This is a genomic window from Gemmiger qucibialis, from assembly GCF_027689445.1.
In the GTDB taxonomy this organism is placed as follows: Bacteria; Bacillota; Clostridia; order Oscillospirales; family Ruminococcaceae; genus Gemmiger; species Gemmiger qucibialis.
Genome location: NZ_JAQFEN010000001.1, coordinates 543147 through 559536 on the forward strand (window position 1 = coordinate 543147; position 16390 = coordinate 559536).

General features: G+C 60.8%; 13 protein-coding genes. 1 reads left to right on the forward strand and 12 read right to left on the reverse strand.

All coding sequences use genetic code 11. The features are described from left to right. Window positions 1–171: 171 nt before the first annotated feature. The 10 genes from PG062_RS02495 to spoIIP form a co-directional block, all read right to left on the reverse strand. The gene (locus tag PG062_RS02495) at window positions 172–1482 is read right to left on the reverse strand and encodes a UDP-N-acetylglucosamine 1-carboxyvinyltransferase (protein ID WP_270750954.1); all 1311 of its coding nucleotides are present in this window, start codon (window positions 1480–1482) and stop codon (window positions 172–174) included. Window positions 1483–1570: 88 nt separating this feature from the next. Next, the gene (locus PG062_RS02500; RefSeq protein ID WP_270750956.1) at window positions 1571–2158 is read right to left on the reverse strand and encodes a dipicolinate synthase subunit B; all 588 of its coding nucleotides are present in this window, start codon (window positions 2156–2158) and stop codon (window positions 1571–1573) included. Beyond that, entirely contained in the window at window positions 2158–2979 is an 822-nt protein-coding gene (locus tag PG062_RS02505) for an NAD(P)-dependent oxidoreductase (RefSeq protein WP_114000899.1), read from the reverse strand. The genes PG062_RS02500 and PG062_RS02505 overlap by 1 nt, the downstream gene beginning before the upstream one ends. A gap of 455 nt (window positions 2980–3434) precedes the next feature. Further along, entirely contained in the window at window positions 3435–5444 is a 2010-nt protein-coding gene (locus PG062_RS02510) for a M23 family metallopeptidase (RefSeq protein ID WP_270750959.1), read from the reverse strand. A gap of 209 nt (window positions 5445–5653) precedes the next feature. Continuing rightward, the gene (locus tag PG062_RS02515) at window positions 5654–6892 is read right to left on the reverse strand and encodes a murein hydrolase activator EnvC family protein (RefSeq protein ID WP_270750960.1); all 1239 of its coding nucleotides are present in this window, start codon (window positions 6890–6892) and stop codon (window positions 5654–5656) included. A gap of 205 nt (window positions 6893–7097) precedes the next feature. Continuing rightward, entirely contained in the window at window positions 7098–7328 is a 231-nt protein-coding gene (locus tag PG062_RS02520; RefSeq protein WP_242979507.1) for a phosphatase, read from the reverse strand. Between the two features lie 375 nt (window positions 7329–7703). Next, window positions 7704–8744, reverse strand: a complete 1041-nt coding sequence (locus PG062_RS02525; RefSeq protein ID WP_270750961.1) for an A/G-specific adenine glycosylase — start codon at window positions 8742–8744, stop codon at window positions 7704–7706. Beyond that, window positions 8744–10129, reverse strand: coding sequence for an asparagine--tRNA ligase (gene asnS / locus PG062_RS02530; protein ID WP_113999668.1), 1386 nt, complete (start codon window positions 10127–10129; stop codon window positions 8744–8746). Before asnS ends, PG062_RS02525 begins: the two co-directional genes overlap by 1 nt. Before the next feature lie 239 nt (window positions 10130–10368). Further along, a complete protein-coding gene (locus tag PG062_RS02535; RefSeq protein WP_270750963.1) occupies window positions 10369–13143 on the reverse strand; it encodes a YfhO family protein in 2775 nt (924 codons plus the stop codon). A gap of 154 nt (window positions 13144–13297) precedes the next feature. After that, a complete protein-coding gene (spoIIP, locus tag PG062_RS02540; RefSeq protein WP_270750964.1) occupies window positions 13298–14422 on the reverse strand; it encodes a stage II sporulation protein P in 1125 nt (374 codons plus the stop codon). A gap of 192 nt (window positions 14423–14614) precedes the next feature. Between spoIIP and rpsT the strand changes: the two genes are divergently transcribed. Next, window positions 14615–14884 (forward strand): 30S ribosomal protein S20, encoded by a 270-nt coding sequence (gene rpsT / locus PG062_RS02545; protein WP_113999671.1) that lies wholly within the window; start codon window positions 14615–14617, stop codon window positions 14882–14884. 80 nt (window positions 14885–14964) lie between these two features. On the opposite strand, the gene spoVAE is transcribed toward rpsT, so the two are convergent. Continuing rightward, window positions 14965–15321, reverse strand: coding sequence for a stage V sporulation protein AE (gene spoVAE, locus PG062_RS02550; protein WP_270750965.1), 357 nt, complete (start codon window positions 15319–15321; stop codon window positions 14965–14967). Continuing rightward, window positions 15318–16352: a stage V sporulation protein AD gene (locus PG062_RS02555; RefSeq protein WP_270750966.1), complete on the reverse strand. Its 1035-nt coding sequence runs from the start codon at window positions 16350–16352 to the stop codon at window positions 15318–15320. The genes spoVAE and PG062_RS02555 overlap by 4 nt, the downstream gene beginning before the upstream one ends. Between the last annotated feature and the right edge of the window lie 38 nt (window positions 16353–16390).

Consider the following 16390-nt stretch of genomic DNA (forward strand, 5'->3'; position numbering starts at 1 on the left):
GCAGCCAGCTCTTCCTAAGATATCGCATATAACTGTTTATAAGGATAACAAATTTTGCGAATAATTTCAATACCCACACGCTAAAAAGCCAAAAAATAGATGCTCGCATTTATTTGTATCACAAAAAGCCCCGCCGGTTTTGCGGGGCTTTGGTGAATTATGACAATATTTTTACAGTTTTTTCGTCTGTCTGCCAGCTTCTGTCCCGGTGCGGCCTGCCCGGCAGTCGGCCCCCAGGCGGCGCAGATCTCCCGCCAGGTCGGCATAGCCGCGCCGGATATGTCCGGCATCCAGCACCCGCACGCAGCTCCCGTCCCCCACACCAAGGCCCGCCAGCACCAGTGCTGCCCCGCCCCGCAGGTCTGGTGCAGTCACAGTGGCACCATGCAGTTTTGCGCTGCCGCCAAGGTACAGCAGCCGTCCCTCGCTGCGGGCATCAGCCCCCAGGGCGGCAAAGCCCTGCGCACAGGCAAAGCGGTTTTGGAACAGGCCGTCATAAATGCGGGATGCTCCCTCCGCCCCCAGCAGCACCGCTGCAGCCAGCGGGGCAGTATCTGTGGCAAGGCCAGGGTAAGCAGCCGCTACAAGTTCCTGACCGCCGCGCAGCTTTGTATCCTGATCCCGCGTGATGCTAAACTCATTTTCCCCGCGGGCAACCTCGCAGCCGCTGCCCTGCAAAAAGTCCAGAAACGCCGCCAACCACACCGGACTGCACTGCGTTACCGTCACCCGCCCGCCTGCAATGGCGGCGGCTGCCGCATAAGTCGCTGCGGCAATGCGGTCCGGCAACACGGTATGCACACAGCCGTCCAACAGCTCGCCGCCGGTACCTCGGATGCAGACCACCGGCGTACCCGCCCCCGTGATCTTTGCCCCGCAGGCGTTCAAAAAAGCGGCGGTATCCGCAATTTCCGGCTCGCACGCCGCACCGCGCAGGGTGGTAACGCCCGCCGCACAGCAAGCCGCCAGCATCAGGGTCAGGGTTGCTCCCACGCTGGGCAGGCGCAGAGCAAAATCCGTACCACGCAAAACTCCGTGGCGGCGCAGCGCCACGCACTCTGCCGCCGCGCACACCTGTGCCCCCATGGCCGTCAGCCCGGCCAGGTGGATATCAATGGGCCGCGGCCCCAGTCTGCACCCGCCGGGCAGCGGCAGCTCTGCCCAGCCCGCGCGGGTCAACAGCGGTGCCAGGTAAAACACCGACCCCCGCATAGCCCCCGCCAACGCCGTGGGCACCCGCCCGCTGATCTGCCGGGCTGGCTGGGTGACAAGGTCCTGCCCGGCCCAGGCCGCCCCACTGCCCACAGCCCGCAGCAGATCCAAACTGGTCTGCACATCCCGCAGCAGGGGCACCCGGCGCAGGGTGCAGGGCTGCGCACACAGCAGCGTTGCCGCCAAAAGGGGCAGCACACTGTTTTTGGCCGCTGCCGGGCGGATGCTCCCCCGCAGCGGGTTCCCGCCTGTTACTTCGATATATTCCATTGCCGCACCGCCCCTCTTTGTTCCCACACCAAAGCGCCCTTTTCTATCATATGCCGCACCCGCACAAAACAGCTCTGTTCCACGGGTTTTACAGCAAAATCGGCTGCAGCTGCACCCCGCGCAGAGCGGCTTCCAGCGTATCCGGCAGCTGGGTAAAATCCGCTTTCAGGCTGCAGGGCTTTTTGTAGCTGTCGTCCTGGCCAAAGGGAATGAAATAATAATTTTTGCGCTGCAGCAGCGCCGCCAGCGCTCCCACGCTGCCGGAAAGCCCATCGTTGGTGGATACCCCGATCACCACCGGCCTGCCGCCGCGCAGCATGCTTTTGGCCGCCAGCGTGACCGGCGTTGCGCTGATGCCCGCCGCCAGCAGCGCCATCGTTGTGCCGGTACAGGGAGCAATGACAAGTGCCTGTGCCATATGCTTGGGGCCAAGAGGTTCCGCTTCCCGCAGATCCTCCAGCGGGCGGTGGCCGGTGGCTTCCTCCAGGCGCTGCTTCCAATCTGCCGCGTGGCCAAAGCGGGTATCCAGCGCCGACGCCGCATAGCTCAGCATCGGCAGTACTTCCCACCCGCAGGCGCGCAGGCGGATGATTTGCGGCAGAACCGTTTCAAATGTGCAAAAGCTGCCGCACAGGGCAAACACCACCGTGCGCGGCGGTTCCAGGCTGGAATTCATCAGCTCACTCCCCTTTCGCTGCGGGCCGTGGCGGCACGCTCCTGTAAAATCACTTCCACGGTATGCGCCACCAGCGCACCGGCGGTTTCGGGCGCACAGCGGGCGGGCAGGCTCAAGGCATGTTCCGCACGCAGGCCCAGTTCCCGCGCGGCGGCAAAATCCGTTCCGCCGGGGCGGCTGGCAAGGTCCAGGATCAGCGCCCCCCTGGGCAGGCAGCGCAGCTGGGCCGCCCCCAGCACCGGGGCCGGTATGGTGTTGATGACCGCATCAAAGTGCGGCAGAAGCTGTTCCAACGCGGTCAGCGGTGCGGCATGCAGCCCCGCGCAGCGCGCTGCGGCCCGCTGTTCCGGCGCGCGGGCGGCAATGGTCACCTGCCCGCCCAATGCCTGCAGCCGCCGGGCCACCGCCCGCCCAATGCGCCCATACCCCAACACTAGGAACTCACTTTCCCATATCGTGCGCTGGCGCAGCTGCATCAGCAGGGCCAGGCACCCTTCCGCAGTGGGTACTGCGTTCAGGCAGGCCAGCTCCGGCCGCAAAAAGTAATCCACCAACTCCACCCCGGCGGCCTGCGCCGCTTTGCGCACCGGTTCGCTGATGCGCCCGCCAAGGGCCAGCGTACCGGGGCGGGCGGCGCGCAGGATGCGGGCAAGGTCCGCCGCCTCGGCATCCATCGGCATAGGCAGCAGGATGTAATCCGCCTGCCCGGCCCCCTCTGCCCCCAGCACGGTATAGCCGCTGTTCTGCAGCGCCCGCGCCGCCGCCAGTTGGCGGGCATCCCGCCCAACCACACAAAAAGTCAAATTACATGCTGCCGCCATAATGCTTCCCCCCGGTGTTGTATCTGGCCGTTTGTTCCATGTTATGCCGGGGTGGGCGGCATGGTTCCGTCAGAACATCAAAAACGCCTGCCGCAAAAAAGTTCCCCCGCCTGCATCACAAAGAATACAGACAGGGGAATTTTTCTATTTATGGCAACACCACACAATTCCCGCCTTGCGGCTTAAGCACCGCTCCGGCGGCTGCGGCACGGCATCTGCGTTGCCAAAATGCTCGATAATGTCGGGTTGCGGTACCCGCATCGTGCTTCGGGGGCAAAAGCCCCTCGCACTCTGCGACCGCTGCCCCTGCTTCGGTTCGCTGTTTCCGCCACTGGCGGCGCTCACCTTTGCAGCATCCAGTATTATCTGCGCTTTTGGCTTAGCAGCTGCCGCACCTCGCTCGCCGTATCGGCACTTAGAATTATGCGGTATTGCCTTATCGGTTATGCTCCGTTTTAATAGCTGCGCAGGGCATCGCACTGACCGCGCAGGATACGCAGCGGCTCCACGGGGGTTTTGCCCACGCGCACTTCCACCACGGTAGCTTTGTCGGTGGTGCCAAGGGCATCGCCCTGGGCCACGATTGCACCTTTTTCTACCGTCAGCCTGCGCAGGCCATAGTAAATAGTCTTTACGCCCGCGCCGTGCTCGATCACCAGCGTATTGCCCACATTGGGCAATTTTTCCGCCAGCAGTACCTTGCCGCCCGCCGGGGCAATCAGGTCGCACCTGCCGGAAAGCACCACATTGATGCTGGTGCGGCCGGTACCGGTGTTGTTCTTGCGCTCGGTCTGGGTACGGTTGACATATTCGGTCAGGCCATACGGCAGGGTGACCTCCACTTTATCGCTGAACGGCGAAGCAAACCCAGCGTCCGCCCAGTAGATGGTATCCGATGCCGTATCCAGCAGGTCCAGCACCTCCTGCGGGGTATCATCCGCGCCGACATACGGTGTGACCAGCCTGGACTTGGAAGTATAATCCCGAAAAGATGCGGCGCTCTTGCTCACGTTCAGGGTAAGCTCCTGCACCTCGCCGTCCACGGTGACCTTGATGGTATAGCTGCCAGGCTCGGTTTCCAGCGGGACCGCCAGGTAAGTCACCCAGCCATCGCCGGTCGCGCTGGCACGGAAGCCGGTATCCGGCAGTTCTGCCGTCAGGCTTGGCTTGGTATCCGTCTGCTGGCCCGTTACCTTTACGGCCACAACGCCACCCGGCGTAACAGCCTGGGTATTCAGCCGCACGGTAGCCTTAATCGTTACATCAAATGTGAACTCATAGGTCTGGTGGCCCGAAACTGTCGGTTCGCTCTGGTAACCCTCGCCGCTGCTGACCACCAGCTTGGCGGTGTAGCTGCCGGGCGTGGTAAAGCGGTAGGCGGCAAATTCCTGGGCGCTGCCGCTGAACACTTCCTGCTTGTTCTCGTCCTTAACGGTCACTTCGGCGCTGCAGTCCGCCGGGGTCACCCGCAGCGTCATGGTGCCGCCGCCAAAATCAGATTCCAGCGCTGTGGGAGTGCTGGAAAGTGTCTCGGCATAGGTACGCTTAAGGTGGTTGCCTGCCACCGGCACCTGCCAATGGTACGCCACGGGGTCCAGCTGCTGGCCCGCCACTGTTACCGTAACGGCAGGAATCATATCCGGCGTGGCTTTTTTGTACAGCCAGTATATGCCGCCTGCGGCGATCATACCCGCCAGCAGCACCACCAGCAGCAGCCAGCCGATCAGCAGCCGCACGGCGCGGCCCACTTTGCTGTCAGTCGATTCCGGCGTATCTGCCTCTTTCTCCGCCTGTTCTGCTTCGGCATCCTCGATCTGTTCAATCGAAACCTGGACCGTTCGGGTGATCTCCGCCTTGCGCCGCTCTGCTGCAGCGCGCTGTTCCGGGGTCAGTTCCGGTTCGTCATCCTCCGGCTCCGGCGGCTCCGTGGCCTGGGGCAGCTGCGCGGCTTTGGGTTCCTGCACCGCCTTTTCCGGCATTTCCGGCGCGGCAGCTGCTTCAGCCGGTTCGGCCACAGCGGCAGGTTCCGGCGTTTGCGGTTTTTCCGGCGCTTCCGGGGGTTCCGGCTGGGGCTCAGCATATTGCTGCGGTTTTGCTTCCGGCTTGGGGGCAGCCTTTTTGCGGCGGCGTTTGCCGCCTGCCTGCCCGCTGCGCGGCGCTTTGGGCTTGGCTGCCACCTGTTCCGGGGCGGCAGCTTCGGTCTGCTCGGCTTGTTCCGCCCGCGTTTTTGGTTCTTGCGGGGATTTTGTATTTTGGGGTTCGCTTTTTTGTTTTTGCGTGCCCGTTTTGCGGTGCGCAGTATTGCTATTGCTGGCATGGGGTTTGGCCATCCTGCCCTGCCCCGTGCCTGGAGCGGTTTTGCCCTGCGTGCGCTGCCCGCCCCTGGCTTTGGGCTTTGGCTGCTGCGCCGGCTCCATCGCAGTCTGTGTTACCTTCTCTTCGTCCATCGCTTTCTCCACCAACATTTGCGATTTATCGTTGCTCTAAGGCAACACCGCACAATTCCCGCCTGACGGCTTAAGCACCGCTCCGGCGGCTGCGGCACGGCATCTGCGTTGCCAAAATGCTCGATAAGACAATCCAGTATTATCTGCGCTTTTGGCTTAGCATCTGCCGCACCTCGCTCGCCGTATCGGCACTTAGAATTATGCGGTATTGCCCTAACTCTATTTTGTTACATTGTTTCGCGGTACAAAAGCCCGCTGCTGCCCGTCAGGGCGGCAGCAGGGTCAACGGACTTGCTGCCAATGCGCAGCTCCCAGATCAGGGTATGCTCCTCACTGGTGGTGCCCAGTTCTTCGCCGCGGGCAAGGCTCTGCCCACGCTGCACCTTTACGGCATCCAGCCCAAACAGATAGCTCTTAACCCCGCAGCCATGGTCAATCACCACAGTGCCGCCGGTCAGCGCCAGCGTTCCGGCGTACACCACAGTACCCGCCTGCGGTGCCGTAACGGCGGTACCCGCTGCGGCGTTATAATTGATGCCAGTTGCCCGGCCGGTAATGGTCCCATCGGTGCGCAGCCGCGCACCGTAATCCGCCAGAATCGCACTGGGCACCGGCGAGGCAAAATTGCCCTGCCACAGCTTTTCGCTGCTGCCCTGTGTGTAAAGGGGCCAGATCGCATTTTTATATTCCGTTGCTGCGCCCGGTATGTCTGCCTCGGCGGCCACATCCACAGTTTTAGCTTCGCTCTGCATCACGTTCAGGGTCAGCTCCTGGGTCAGGCTGCCGCAGGTCACGGTCAGGGTATGGGGGCCGCCCTCGGCATTATAGGTTACCGGGATATAGCCCATATACCCACCGGTCACCGGGCGGAACCATACATCCCCCAGGTCGGTTTCCACGGTCGGCTCGCTGCCATCCAGAATGCCGGTAATGACCAGTGCCGCCACGCCGCCCTGGCTGACGCGCTCACTGCCGAGCACCGCCTTGGGCTGGATGTTCATGGTATAAGATGCACAGTACCGGTACCAGCCGGTGGCATCGCCGGGATCCGCCGTGTTGCGGTAAGCGGTCAGGGTCAGCTCATAGCTGCCATTTTTGGGGTAGGCATACATCGCAAAGGCAGCGGCATCCCCCTGCACCACAACACTGCCGGTCGAATCTTTCAGCGTAAGGGTCGTGCGCTGCGCCCAGTCCGGCAAAACCAGCTCCGGGGCAGCTTCCGTCATTTCGCCCAGCTTTTGCACCGTCAGGGTGCTGGGCTGTTCAAACGTGCGGTTCAGCACATTGCCCAGCACCGGCACACTCCAGTCATAGCCGATCGGTTCCAGTTCCGTATCGCCCAAAGTGGGGTGCTGCGTGGGAAGTTTGTCATCGCCCGTCATAGCGTACATGGCGTACCCGGCACCGCCCAGCAGCACCGCCAGCATAACCACCACCATAACCAGCCACAGCAAGAGCTTTTTCATGGCGTTCCCTTTCCTTGGCACAGCAGAAAAATCGAAATTCAGTCTGATTTTATAGTCACTGCCATCATTTTTCCTATTTTCAGCAGCGCCTTATGGTTTATCTGAGCCCTTTTTATCATTTAATAAGTATCACTACTGATTGCAAGAAACACGAACAGCCGGGCCGAAGCCCGGCCATTTTCACTTTTCTGCTGGCTGTTCCGGCTTATTCAGCATCGTCAGCAGCCTTTTCTTCGGCGGCTTCTGTCGGTTCATTGTCGATGGGCAGATATTCGTCGTCATCGTCATAATCGTCGCCGTCATCGCTGTACAGCAGGCGCTCATATTCGTCCAGTTCCTTTTCGCGGCGGCGCAGGTAGAGCGCAGCGGCAGTCAGGGCACCGGCAGCAGCAAACAAAAACGCCAGAATGGCGCCAAAAGTGGATTTCTTCATCATAATACTTTTCCTCCGCGTATTCTAAAAGGGATGGGTCTGTAAAATATTATACCCGATTAACCGGGTGAATACAATCTTTCCCTTGTAAATTTTTCACACAAAAAGGTTCAGGGCAATACCGCATAATTCTAAGTGCCGATACGGCGAGCGAGGTGCGGCAGCTGCTAGGCCAAAAGCGCAGATAATACTGGATGTCTTATCGAGCATTTTGGCAACGCAGATGCCGTGCCGCAGCTGCCGGAGCGGTGCTTAAGCCGCAAGGCGGGAATTGTGCGGTGTTGCCTCAGGTATCAAGGTGATACCGCACCATTCTCCGCAGCATGGTTTCCGGAAAATTTCTTTACCTGTCAAAAGCCATGCCACTCTGCTTGCTTTTTATTCCGGCTGCCACTGGCGCATAATGCCCGCAAATGCGCTTGGCACCGCGTATTCCCCGTTCAGCTCCGCGCGGCTGGCCCAGACGCAGCCTTCCGGCGCCGGGCCTGCGGCTGTGCCGCAAAACCCGCTGATCTGCCAGATGCGATGGGTGAACACATGGCGGGTGCTTTGCAGCGGGGCCTGCCACTGCACACAAAGGCCAATGGTGCGCAACGCGGCGTCCAGTTCCGGTTGGGTCATGGCGGTACCCTCAAAGGCAAGGGGCTGCCACAGCCCGGCCAGCAGCCCTTTGGACGGGCGGCGCTGCAAAAGCACGCCCTGCGGCCCGGTGATCAACGCGGCCGTGACCGGCACCAGCGTTTTTCCCGGCTTAGCCGTTTTGACCGGCAGCTGTTCGGCCCGGCCTGCAGCGCGGCCCTTGCACTGAGCAGCCAGCGGGCAGACCTCGCACTTTGGCGCACCGTTGGGCAGGCAGACCAGTGCCCCCAGTTCCATCAACGCCTCGTTATAAGGGCCGGGGCGTTCCTTGGGCATTTCTTCCAGCACACGGGCTGTGAACTCGCGCTTGGCGGCAGGTTTGGTAATATCGGCAGAGTTATTATCCAGCCGGGCAAATACCCGCAGCACGTTGCCGTCCACCGCCGGGGCTGGGATGTCAAATGCAATGGAGGCAATAGCCCCAGCCGTGTAATCCCCAATGCCGGGCAGAGCGCGCAGGGCGGCATAATCTGCGGGAAGCTGGCCGCCGTACTGCCGGCAGACGATCTGCGCCGCCTTTTGCATGTTGGCCACCCGGCTGTAATACCCCAGCCCCTGCCACAGCTTGCGCAGCTTGTCCGGGTCGCAGGCGGCAAGGGCGGCGGGGTCCGGCAGTTCGGCCACAAAACGCTCGTAATAGGGCAGCGCCGCCGAGACGCGGGTCTGCTGGAGCATGATCTCGCTGACCCAGATATGATATGCCGAAGGCTCCTGCCGGAAAGGCAGGAGCCTTCGATTCAGTTCAAACCATTGGATCAGCGGTTCGCTGACCGCCCCCATTAAAAACCGCCGCAGGTGCGCGGGAAGGCAATGACGTCACGGATGTTGGGGATGCCGGTGACATACATCAGCAGGCGCTCAAAGCCCAGGCCGTAACCGGCATGCTTTACGCTGCCAAAACGGCGCAGGTCCAGGTACCAGTCATAATCTTCGCGCTTCAGGCCCAGTTCATCCAGGCGGGCCAGCAGCACATCCAGGCGCTCCTCACGCTGGGAACCGCCGATCAGCTCGCCAATGCCGGGCACCAGCATATCGGCGGCGGCAACCGTCTTGCCGTCCTCGTTCATGCGCATATAGAATGCCTTGATCTCTTTGGGGTAATCGGTAACAAACACAGGCTTTTTGAACACCTGCTCGGTCAGGTAGCGCTCGTGCTCGGTCTGCAGGTCAATGCCCCAGCTTACTTTATACTGGAAGTTGTCATCGTTCTTTTTCAGCAGTTCGATGGCATCGGTGTAGCTCACGCGGGCAAAATCGCTGTTGGCAACCAGCTCCAGACGCTCGATCAGGCCCTTATCAAAGAACTGGTTGAAGAATGCCAGCTCGTCCGGGCAGTTATCCAGCAGGTAGCGGATGACATACTTGGTCATGGCCTCGGCGGTGTCCATGTAGGTATTCAGGTCAGCAAATGCCATTTCCGGCTCAATCATCCAGAACTCTGCGGCATGGCGGGTATCATAGCTCTTCTCTGCGCGGAAGGTAGGGCCAAAGGTGTAAACCTTGCCCAGGGCCATTGCCATGGCCTCGGCTTCCAGCTGGCCGGAAACCGTCAGGTTGACCGGGCGCTTGAAGAAGTCCTTGCTGTAATCCACCTTGCCGTCCTCGGTCTTGGGCACATCGTTCAGGTCCAGGGTAGTAACCTGGAACATCTCGCCTGCGCCTTCGCAGTCAGAACCGGTAAAGATGGGGGTGTGTACATAGGTAAAGCCGTTCTTGTGGAAGAACTCATGCAGGGCATAAGCGGCCTGGCCGCGCACACGGAACGCAGCGTTAAAGGTGTTGGTGCGGGGGCGCAGGTGGGTCAGGGTGCGCAGGTAGTCCATGCCCATCTTGTTTTTCTGCAGCGGGTAATCGCTGCCGCAGGTGCCCAGCACCGTAACGGTATCGGCGTTGATCTCAAACGGCTGCTTAGCGTTGGGGGTCAGCACCAGGGTGCCGGTCACTTCAAAGCTGGTGTACAGGCCGGATTTTGCAACCTCGGCATAGTTTTCCAGCTTGTCTGCCTGGAAAACGATCTGCACGGGCTTATAGCAGCTGCCGTCTGCCAGAGAGATAAAACCGATCTTTTTAGAATCGCGCACGGTTTTTGCCCAGCCGCAGACAGTAACTTTGGTGCCATCCGCCGGGGTAGCCTTATAGAGCGATGCAATTTCAACTCGTTCCATGTGTTCCCACTCCTAAAATGCAAATGTAGGGGGTGTATCTGAAAACAAAGAAAATGACGACTATTTCGCAAGCACATGCCGGATTCAAGGCAAAAGACCGCAGGAATCCTTTGTGGATTCCAAGGCTTTTTAACGCGGAATCCGGCTGCGATTGTAGAAATAGGGCAAATTTTCGACTTTTCAGTTACACCTAGATAAAATGTATTATAACGTGTGATGCTTAAAAAGTAAAGCGCTTGTTATTTGCGGCGCTTTTTGCTCTTTTTGCGCAGGGCCGGCACGGCCCAGATGGCCGCCAGCAGCACCACTCCTGCCGCACTGAGCGCTACCCCCGCGGTAAGACCGGGCGTTTTGTAGGTAAACGCCACCGTATGGCTGCCGGGTTCCAGCGCCACACCGAGGAAAGCCGTATCTGCCCGCAGCACTTGGGCCGGGGTACCGTCCACCGTCACGCTCCAACCAGTAGAATACGGCAGCTGCACCACCAGCACGCTGCTGCGGGTGGTGGTGATTTCTCCACCCAGGCTGTTGGTGCCAAGGGTCACATTCTGCAGGTTTTCGGCCCCAAGGTTCTCCGCACGGGCCGCAACGGTATCCAGCTTCTGGCATTCCACCGCCAGGCGGTCAAACTGGTAATAGCCCGCAAAGGGCAGTACAATCGTGATCTGCTGCAAGGGTTCATCACTGGTGCCAAAGTTATACACAAAGTCATGCCGGCCGCAGTAATACTGGCTATTGGGGCGGTTATACTCAATGCGGCCCTCACCAATGTTGCTGAGCAGGCGCAGATAGACACTGTCCTTGCGCCAGAAATGCGCATACTGCTTTTGCAGGCTGCGGCGGTCATGGACGCTCATGGCGCTCAGTTCTTCTTCGCTCATCGCATCCAGCGGGCTGGTGGCCGTGTACTGCATGCCCTGCACCACAAAGGCGGTCTCACAATCCGCCACCGGCTGGGCAATGGTCAGGGTAATGCGCCCGCCGTCCTGCGGGGCATAGTAGGTGGTTTCATCCAGCTGCTGCACGCCGTCCAGCTCCATTTCGGCTGCGGGGCTTACCGTATCGCCGGTCAATTCCGCTTCGGGCAGCAGGCCGGTTTCTTCCAGCACTACGCCGTCCAGCAGGGCATCCTGCTTTTGCAGCGGGGTCAGGGCGTCATAGGTTTCGCGGCTGATCTGGTTTTGCGCCGTATAGCCGATGGGCAGCGCCGCCGTATTTGGGTAAACCGCAACCGTGCTGCCGCCGATTTCCGCCGCCTGCACGGCCTGGCTGTCAAATAAGGCGGGCAGCGCCCCGGTGGAATCCGGTGCGCAGAGGGCGTATTTCACGCCGAACAACGTTTCCAGCGGGGTGCGGTTCTGCAGCCCGCGGTAATCATATTCCACCGGGGTGTTCTGCCCCAGTTCCCGGAACAGGCTGGAAAGGTAGCTGTTGTTCAGGCTGAAAAAGTACCCGGTGCCATACACATCCAGCAGCATGGGACTGTTGATCGGCTCGTTCACCAGCGAGTCATACCGCCAGTAGCTTTGGTCCTCCATCAGATGCAGGGTCACGGCGGGGTTGTCCTGCACGGTGGTGCTCCAGGCGTAACCGGCGGGGCGGTACTCGTTCACGGCATCGGCTTCCTCAATGCCATAGTAGCCGCCAAGGTTCATCACCACGCCAAGGCAGCAGCCCGCCAGTAAAACAGCCTGCACACCGCGGCGGCTGACACCATCTGCCGCCAGCACAAACACGGCCAGCAGCACCAGCAGCAGCGCGCCCAGCAGGGCGGTCTCCGTGCGGCCCTGCTTGACGCAGAACGCCACCACGCAGTAAACTGCCAGCAACGCAAACAGGTTGCGCTTTTCTTTCGGCTCAAACGCCGTTATGCCGGGGCAGACCCGCGCCAGGATAAAGGCTTCCAGCATGGTGAACGCCCACACCCAGCGGTTGGAAACGTAAGAAATCCCGTTCAACACACTGCCCGCCTGCGGCACCAGCAGCAGGGCCAGCAGACCCAGCCACGCGCACTTGAGCACGGTGTTCTGCCGCGGCTTGGCAAACAGCACCAGCACACCCAAAAACGCCGCCGAGGTCACCCCCGCATAGGTAGAGTAAGCATCATACCCCATGCCGGTGGTCATGTTGGCCAGCAGCTCAAAAAAGCGGTAGAACGGGTAAGGCGCGGTTTCCCGCGTTAAGCCAAAGCGAGCGCTGCCGAACAGCTCCTGCGCGGTGGGCAGCAGGGTGACGGCTGAAATTGCAATGCCCACCAGCGCAAACCCGATGAACTTTGCCAGCAGCGGCGGCAGGGTGCGCAGGTTTTTGGCTCCGTACCGCTTGCTATACACCACAATGGCGTACAGCACCAGTAGCATCGCAGCCATATAAAAGAACAAAAAGTTGGAGAGTGCCGTCAGCGCAATGGCGGCAATGTACAAAACCGGGCTGCGGCCCTCAAACAGATCATCCGCTCCCAGCAGCATCAGGGGGAAGCAATACATCGGCACCAGGAACACCGGTTCGATCAGCCCTGCCTGGATGGGCCACGCACTGAACACATAGGCTAGCGCACCCAGCAGGGTGCCAAAGCGGCTGTTGCCATGGCGGCGGCTGAACGTCATAAAGGCCAGCCCCGCCAGGTAGAGCCGCAGCACGATCAGGCCCTCCAGCAGCTGCTCGGTCCACCGGCCGGGCACAAAGGCTGCCAGCAGGTCCAGCGGGTCACCCAGGCCGTAATAGCTCAGCGTGGTAATGATATCCGCACCGTAACCGATGGAAAAATCCCAGGTGGGCACCGTCGCGCCGGTCAGCACACAGCGCGCGGCCTGCCGCAGCCAGCGGCCATAATAGACCAGAAACGGGTAATGCTGCTTGAGGGTATCGCCATATTGGATAAAGCTCTGCCCGTTCAGCGCAAAAATAGCAGCCCAGATGCCCATCAACAGGGCAAACAGCGCCGTATAAGCCAGCACCAGCGCCCCGCGGCCCTGCCTGCGGCCCGGTGCGTGGATCAGGATGGTGTTCTGCATGGTATCCTCCTGCGGGGCGGGTGGTGTTCCACCCCGGTTTTTATGGCAGTCCCGCATCGTTCCGGATGCCGTCCGTCGGGAATCATGCGGTGCCGCCTTATCTTTGTCCAGTATATTCTATTTTGTTTTGCGTTGCAAGGGCGTTTTGCCGCGGTTACACGCTGCCGTCAAACAGGGCTGCCAGTGCCTTTGCCGCGTACTGCCCGGCCCGTACTGCCTGCTGCACCGTGTTGGCGTGGCCGCCTATTTCGATCAGCAGCGCACCGGGGCTGACATCCTGATTATAGAACCGGTACCCGCACAGGACCGGCCGGGTCAGGCCGGGGTACAGCATTTCCATGCGTTCCTCCCACTTGGCGGCAAAGCAGAGGTTCAGCCGCCAGTTGGGCAGCTGGACGGTGCCGCCGTTATTGCACCCGGCAATGATCATGACCTGTGCAGTCGGCTGGCCGTCCAGCGTTGTCAGGGGGCGCACACGGGCATCGCCGCTTTCCATCGCGTCGCGGTGTACATCCAGCACCACTTTGATGCTGGGGTATTCTTCCAGGTAGCGCCGCGCTGTCTGGGCGCTGCGGGCGTAACTTTCGGTGTAGCTGGGGGAATCATGCAGGGTGGTATCGTGCAGGGTGGTGATCCCGGCATCGTTTAGCACTTTGGTCATTGCCTCCCCCACCGCGCACATGTTCAGGGTGGTATCTTTGGTGCGGGCGGTAAAGTCGGGGTCATACACCGGGGTGTCCCAGGTCTGGTAGGTTTCCGTTGCGTGGGTGTGCAGGATCAGCACCTGCGGGTCCGGGCTGCCGGGGGTAACGGTAAAGGACAGCGCTCCCTGCGCCGCGGAGGCAATGGTTGAATCTGGTTCATCCGTTGCATTTTTGATACTGCCCGCCGCAAGGGCAATATATCCCTGCCCGCTGCCCTGGCCGAAAGTCCGGTCAAGGATGGGTGCTGTCGTCTGCACCCCCGGCGGTATGGTAATGGTTGGGGCCGGGGTGGCTTCCGGTTCCGCCGTGGGCTGCGGTGTGGGGCTGGGGGTTGGCTGGACGGATGGTTCCGGGGTGGGCTGCGGCGGTGATTCCGATGATTCTGCCAGGGCGGCAGCTGGCTGGGCCTGCGGAGGTTCCACCCCTGCCTGCTGCCAGAGCGTGAACGCCGCGCCGGGCGAACAAAACAGCAGGGCCAGAACCCTGCCGCCGGGCACCACACGCAACGCCAGGGCGCTGCCCGCTAACGCCGCGGTGCACAGCAGCGCCCCCATCACACGGCCCGCATTGCGCATGGCAAACACCCCCTTGCGGAATAGATATGCCCCCACCGCCGGGCAATATGCCCCCAGCCATGCCTGCCCGCCCCGCAAACATTGCAATATTAGCGCCAAACACGAAAAAAATTTATAAAAACACTTGCAACCGGCCAAAATATATGCTAGTATAATTTGTACTGTTATGGGTAAACCAAGGAGGTGGAACGAATGCCTAATATTAAATCTCAGAAAGACCGCGTTGCTCAGTCCAAGAAAGAGGCTGCACACAACAAGGCCATCAAGTCCAACCTGAAAACAGTTGTCAAGAAGGCAGACGCTGCCATCGACAGCAATGCCGAGAACAAGGACGCCGCCATCAAGGTCGCTGTTTCTGCTCTGGACGCTGCCAAGAACAAGGGTGTCATTCACAAGAACACTGCCGCCCGCAAGATCAGCCGCATGGCTAAGCGCAACAACAAGGCCGCTGCTGCAGAATAAGATTGCATGAACAATGCCCGCCGGTTTTTATCGGCGGGCATTTTCATTTGTATATTGGTTCTTGGCACATATTCGCCGGTTTAATTCTGGTCCTTGCTTTTGCCCACCAGCGCGGCCAGCAGGGCAAACACCAAACTGGCGGTAATTCCACCCGCCGCTGCGCCAATGCCGCCGGTGAACACACCGGGCAGCCCAATTTCATCCACGGCCTTCACCACACCCTGGGCCAACAGATGCCCGAACCCCAGCAGCGGCACACTGGCCCCGGCCCCGGCCAGCTTTGCCAGCGGGTCATACAGGCCAACGGCGCTCAGGATAACACCGGCCACCACATAACCGGTCAGGATGCGGGCGGGGCTCAGCTTGGTGTAATCAATCAGCAGCTGCCCCACCACGCAGATGGCGCCGCCCACCACAAATGCCCACAGATAATTCATGTGTTCCCCTCCTCTTCCGGGCAGCCAAGCTCCACGCAATGCGCAATGCCGGGGATGCTTTCCCCCTGCAAAAAGGTTGTCTGGCTCATCAGCGCCCCGGTGGAAAGAAAGAGCACCCGCCGCCAGCGCCGTTCCACCAGCCCCGGCAGAACATGCGCTGCCAGCACTGCAGCACTGCACCCGGCCCCACTGCCGCCCGCCTGCACGTTCTGGGCGGCAACATCATACAGCAGGCATCCGCAGTCCTGGTGGTTCTCCACCGGACAATCAGCTTTGTGCATCAGCTCATGCAGCAGGGTGCTGCCAACTTCACCCAGATCACCGGTAAAAATAGCGTCAAAGTCCTGCTGGGTGGTGCCGGTGTCCGCAAAGTAGTGCAGCAGCGTTTGGGCCGCCGCGGGGGCCATCGCGGCCCCCATGTTGTTGATATCCTTGACCCCTGCATCACACACCCGCCCAATGGTAGCTGAAAGTACCGGCACGCCCGCGGCCCCACTGCCCCGCACCAGGCAGGCCCCGGCAGCGGTAGCAGTCCACTGGGCGGTCGGGGTGCGTTTGCCGCCATATTCCAGCGGGGTGCGGAACTGCCGCTCCGCCGCGCAAAAGTGGCTGCTGCTCATGGCGAGTATTTCATGCGCATAGCCAGCTGCCGCGCAGAGGGCCGCCAGGCACAGCGCTTCCGCCATGGTGGAGCAGGCACCATACAGCCCGGCAAAGGGCACCCCCAGCTGGCGCATGGTGTAATTACTGGCGGTGCACTGGGCCTGCAGGTCCCCCGCGAAGGCAAGCTCCACCTGCTGTTTGGCAATGCCCGCTTTGCGCAGGCAATGGCGGGCGCAGCGCTGCTGCAGCATGCTTTCGGCCTGCTCCCAGCCGGTGCAGCCCTCGGCATCAAAGCCCGCATCCTGCACCAGCTCATCAAAGCCCTGTGCCAGCGGGCCTTCGCTCTCTTTTTTGCCGCCCACGGCGGCCCAGGCCGCCAGCACCGGCGGGTGCGGGAATATTACGGTATCGCCCCTTCGTATCGGCATAACAGGCAATCCCCTTTCCGGTTTGTTTGGGCTTAGTG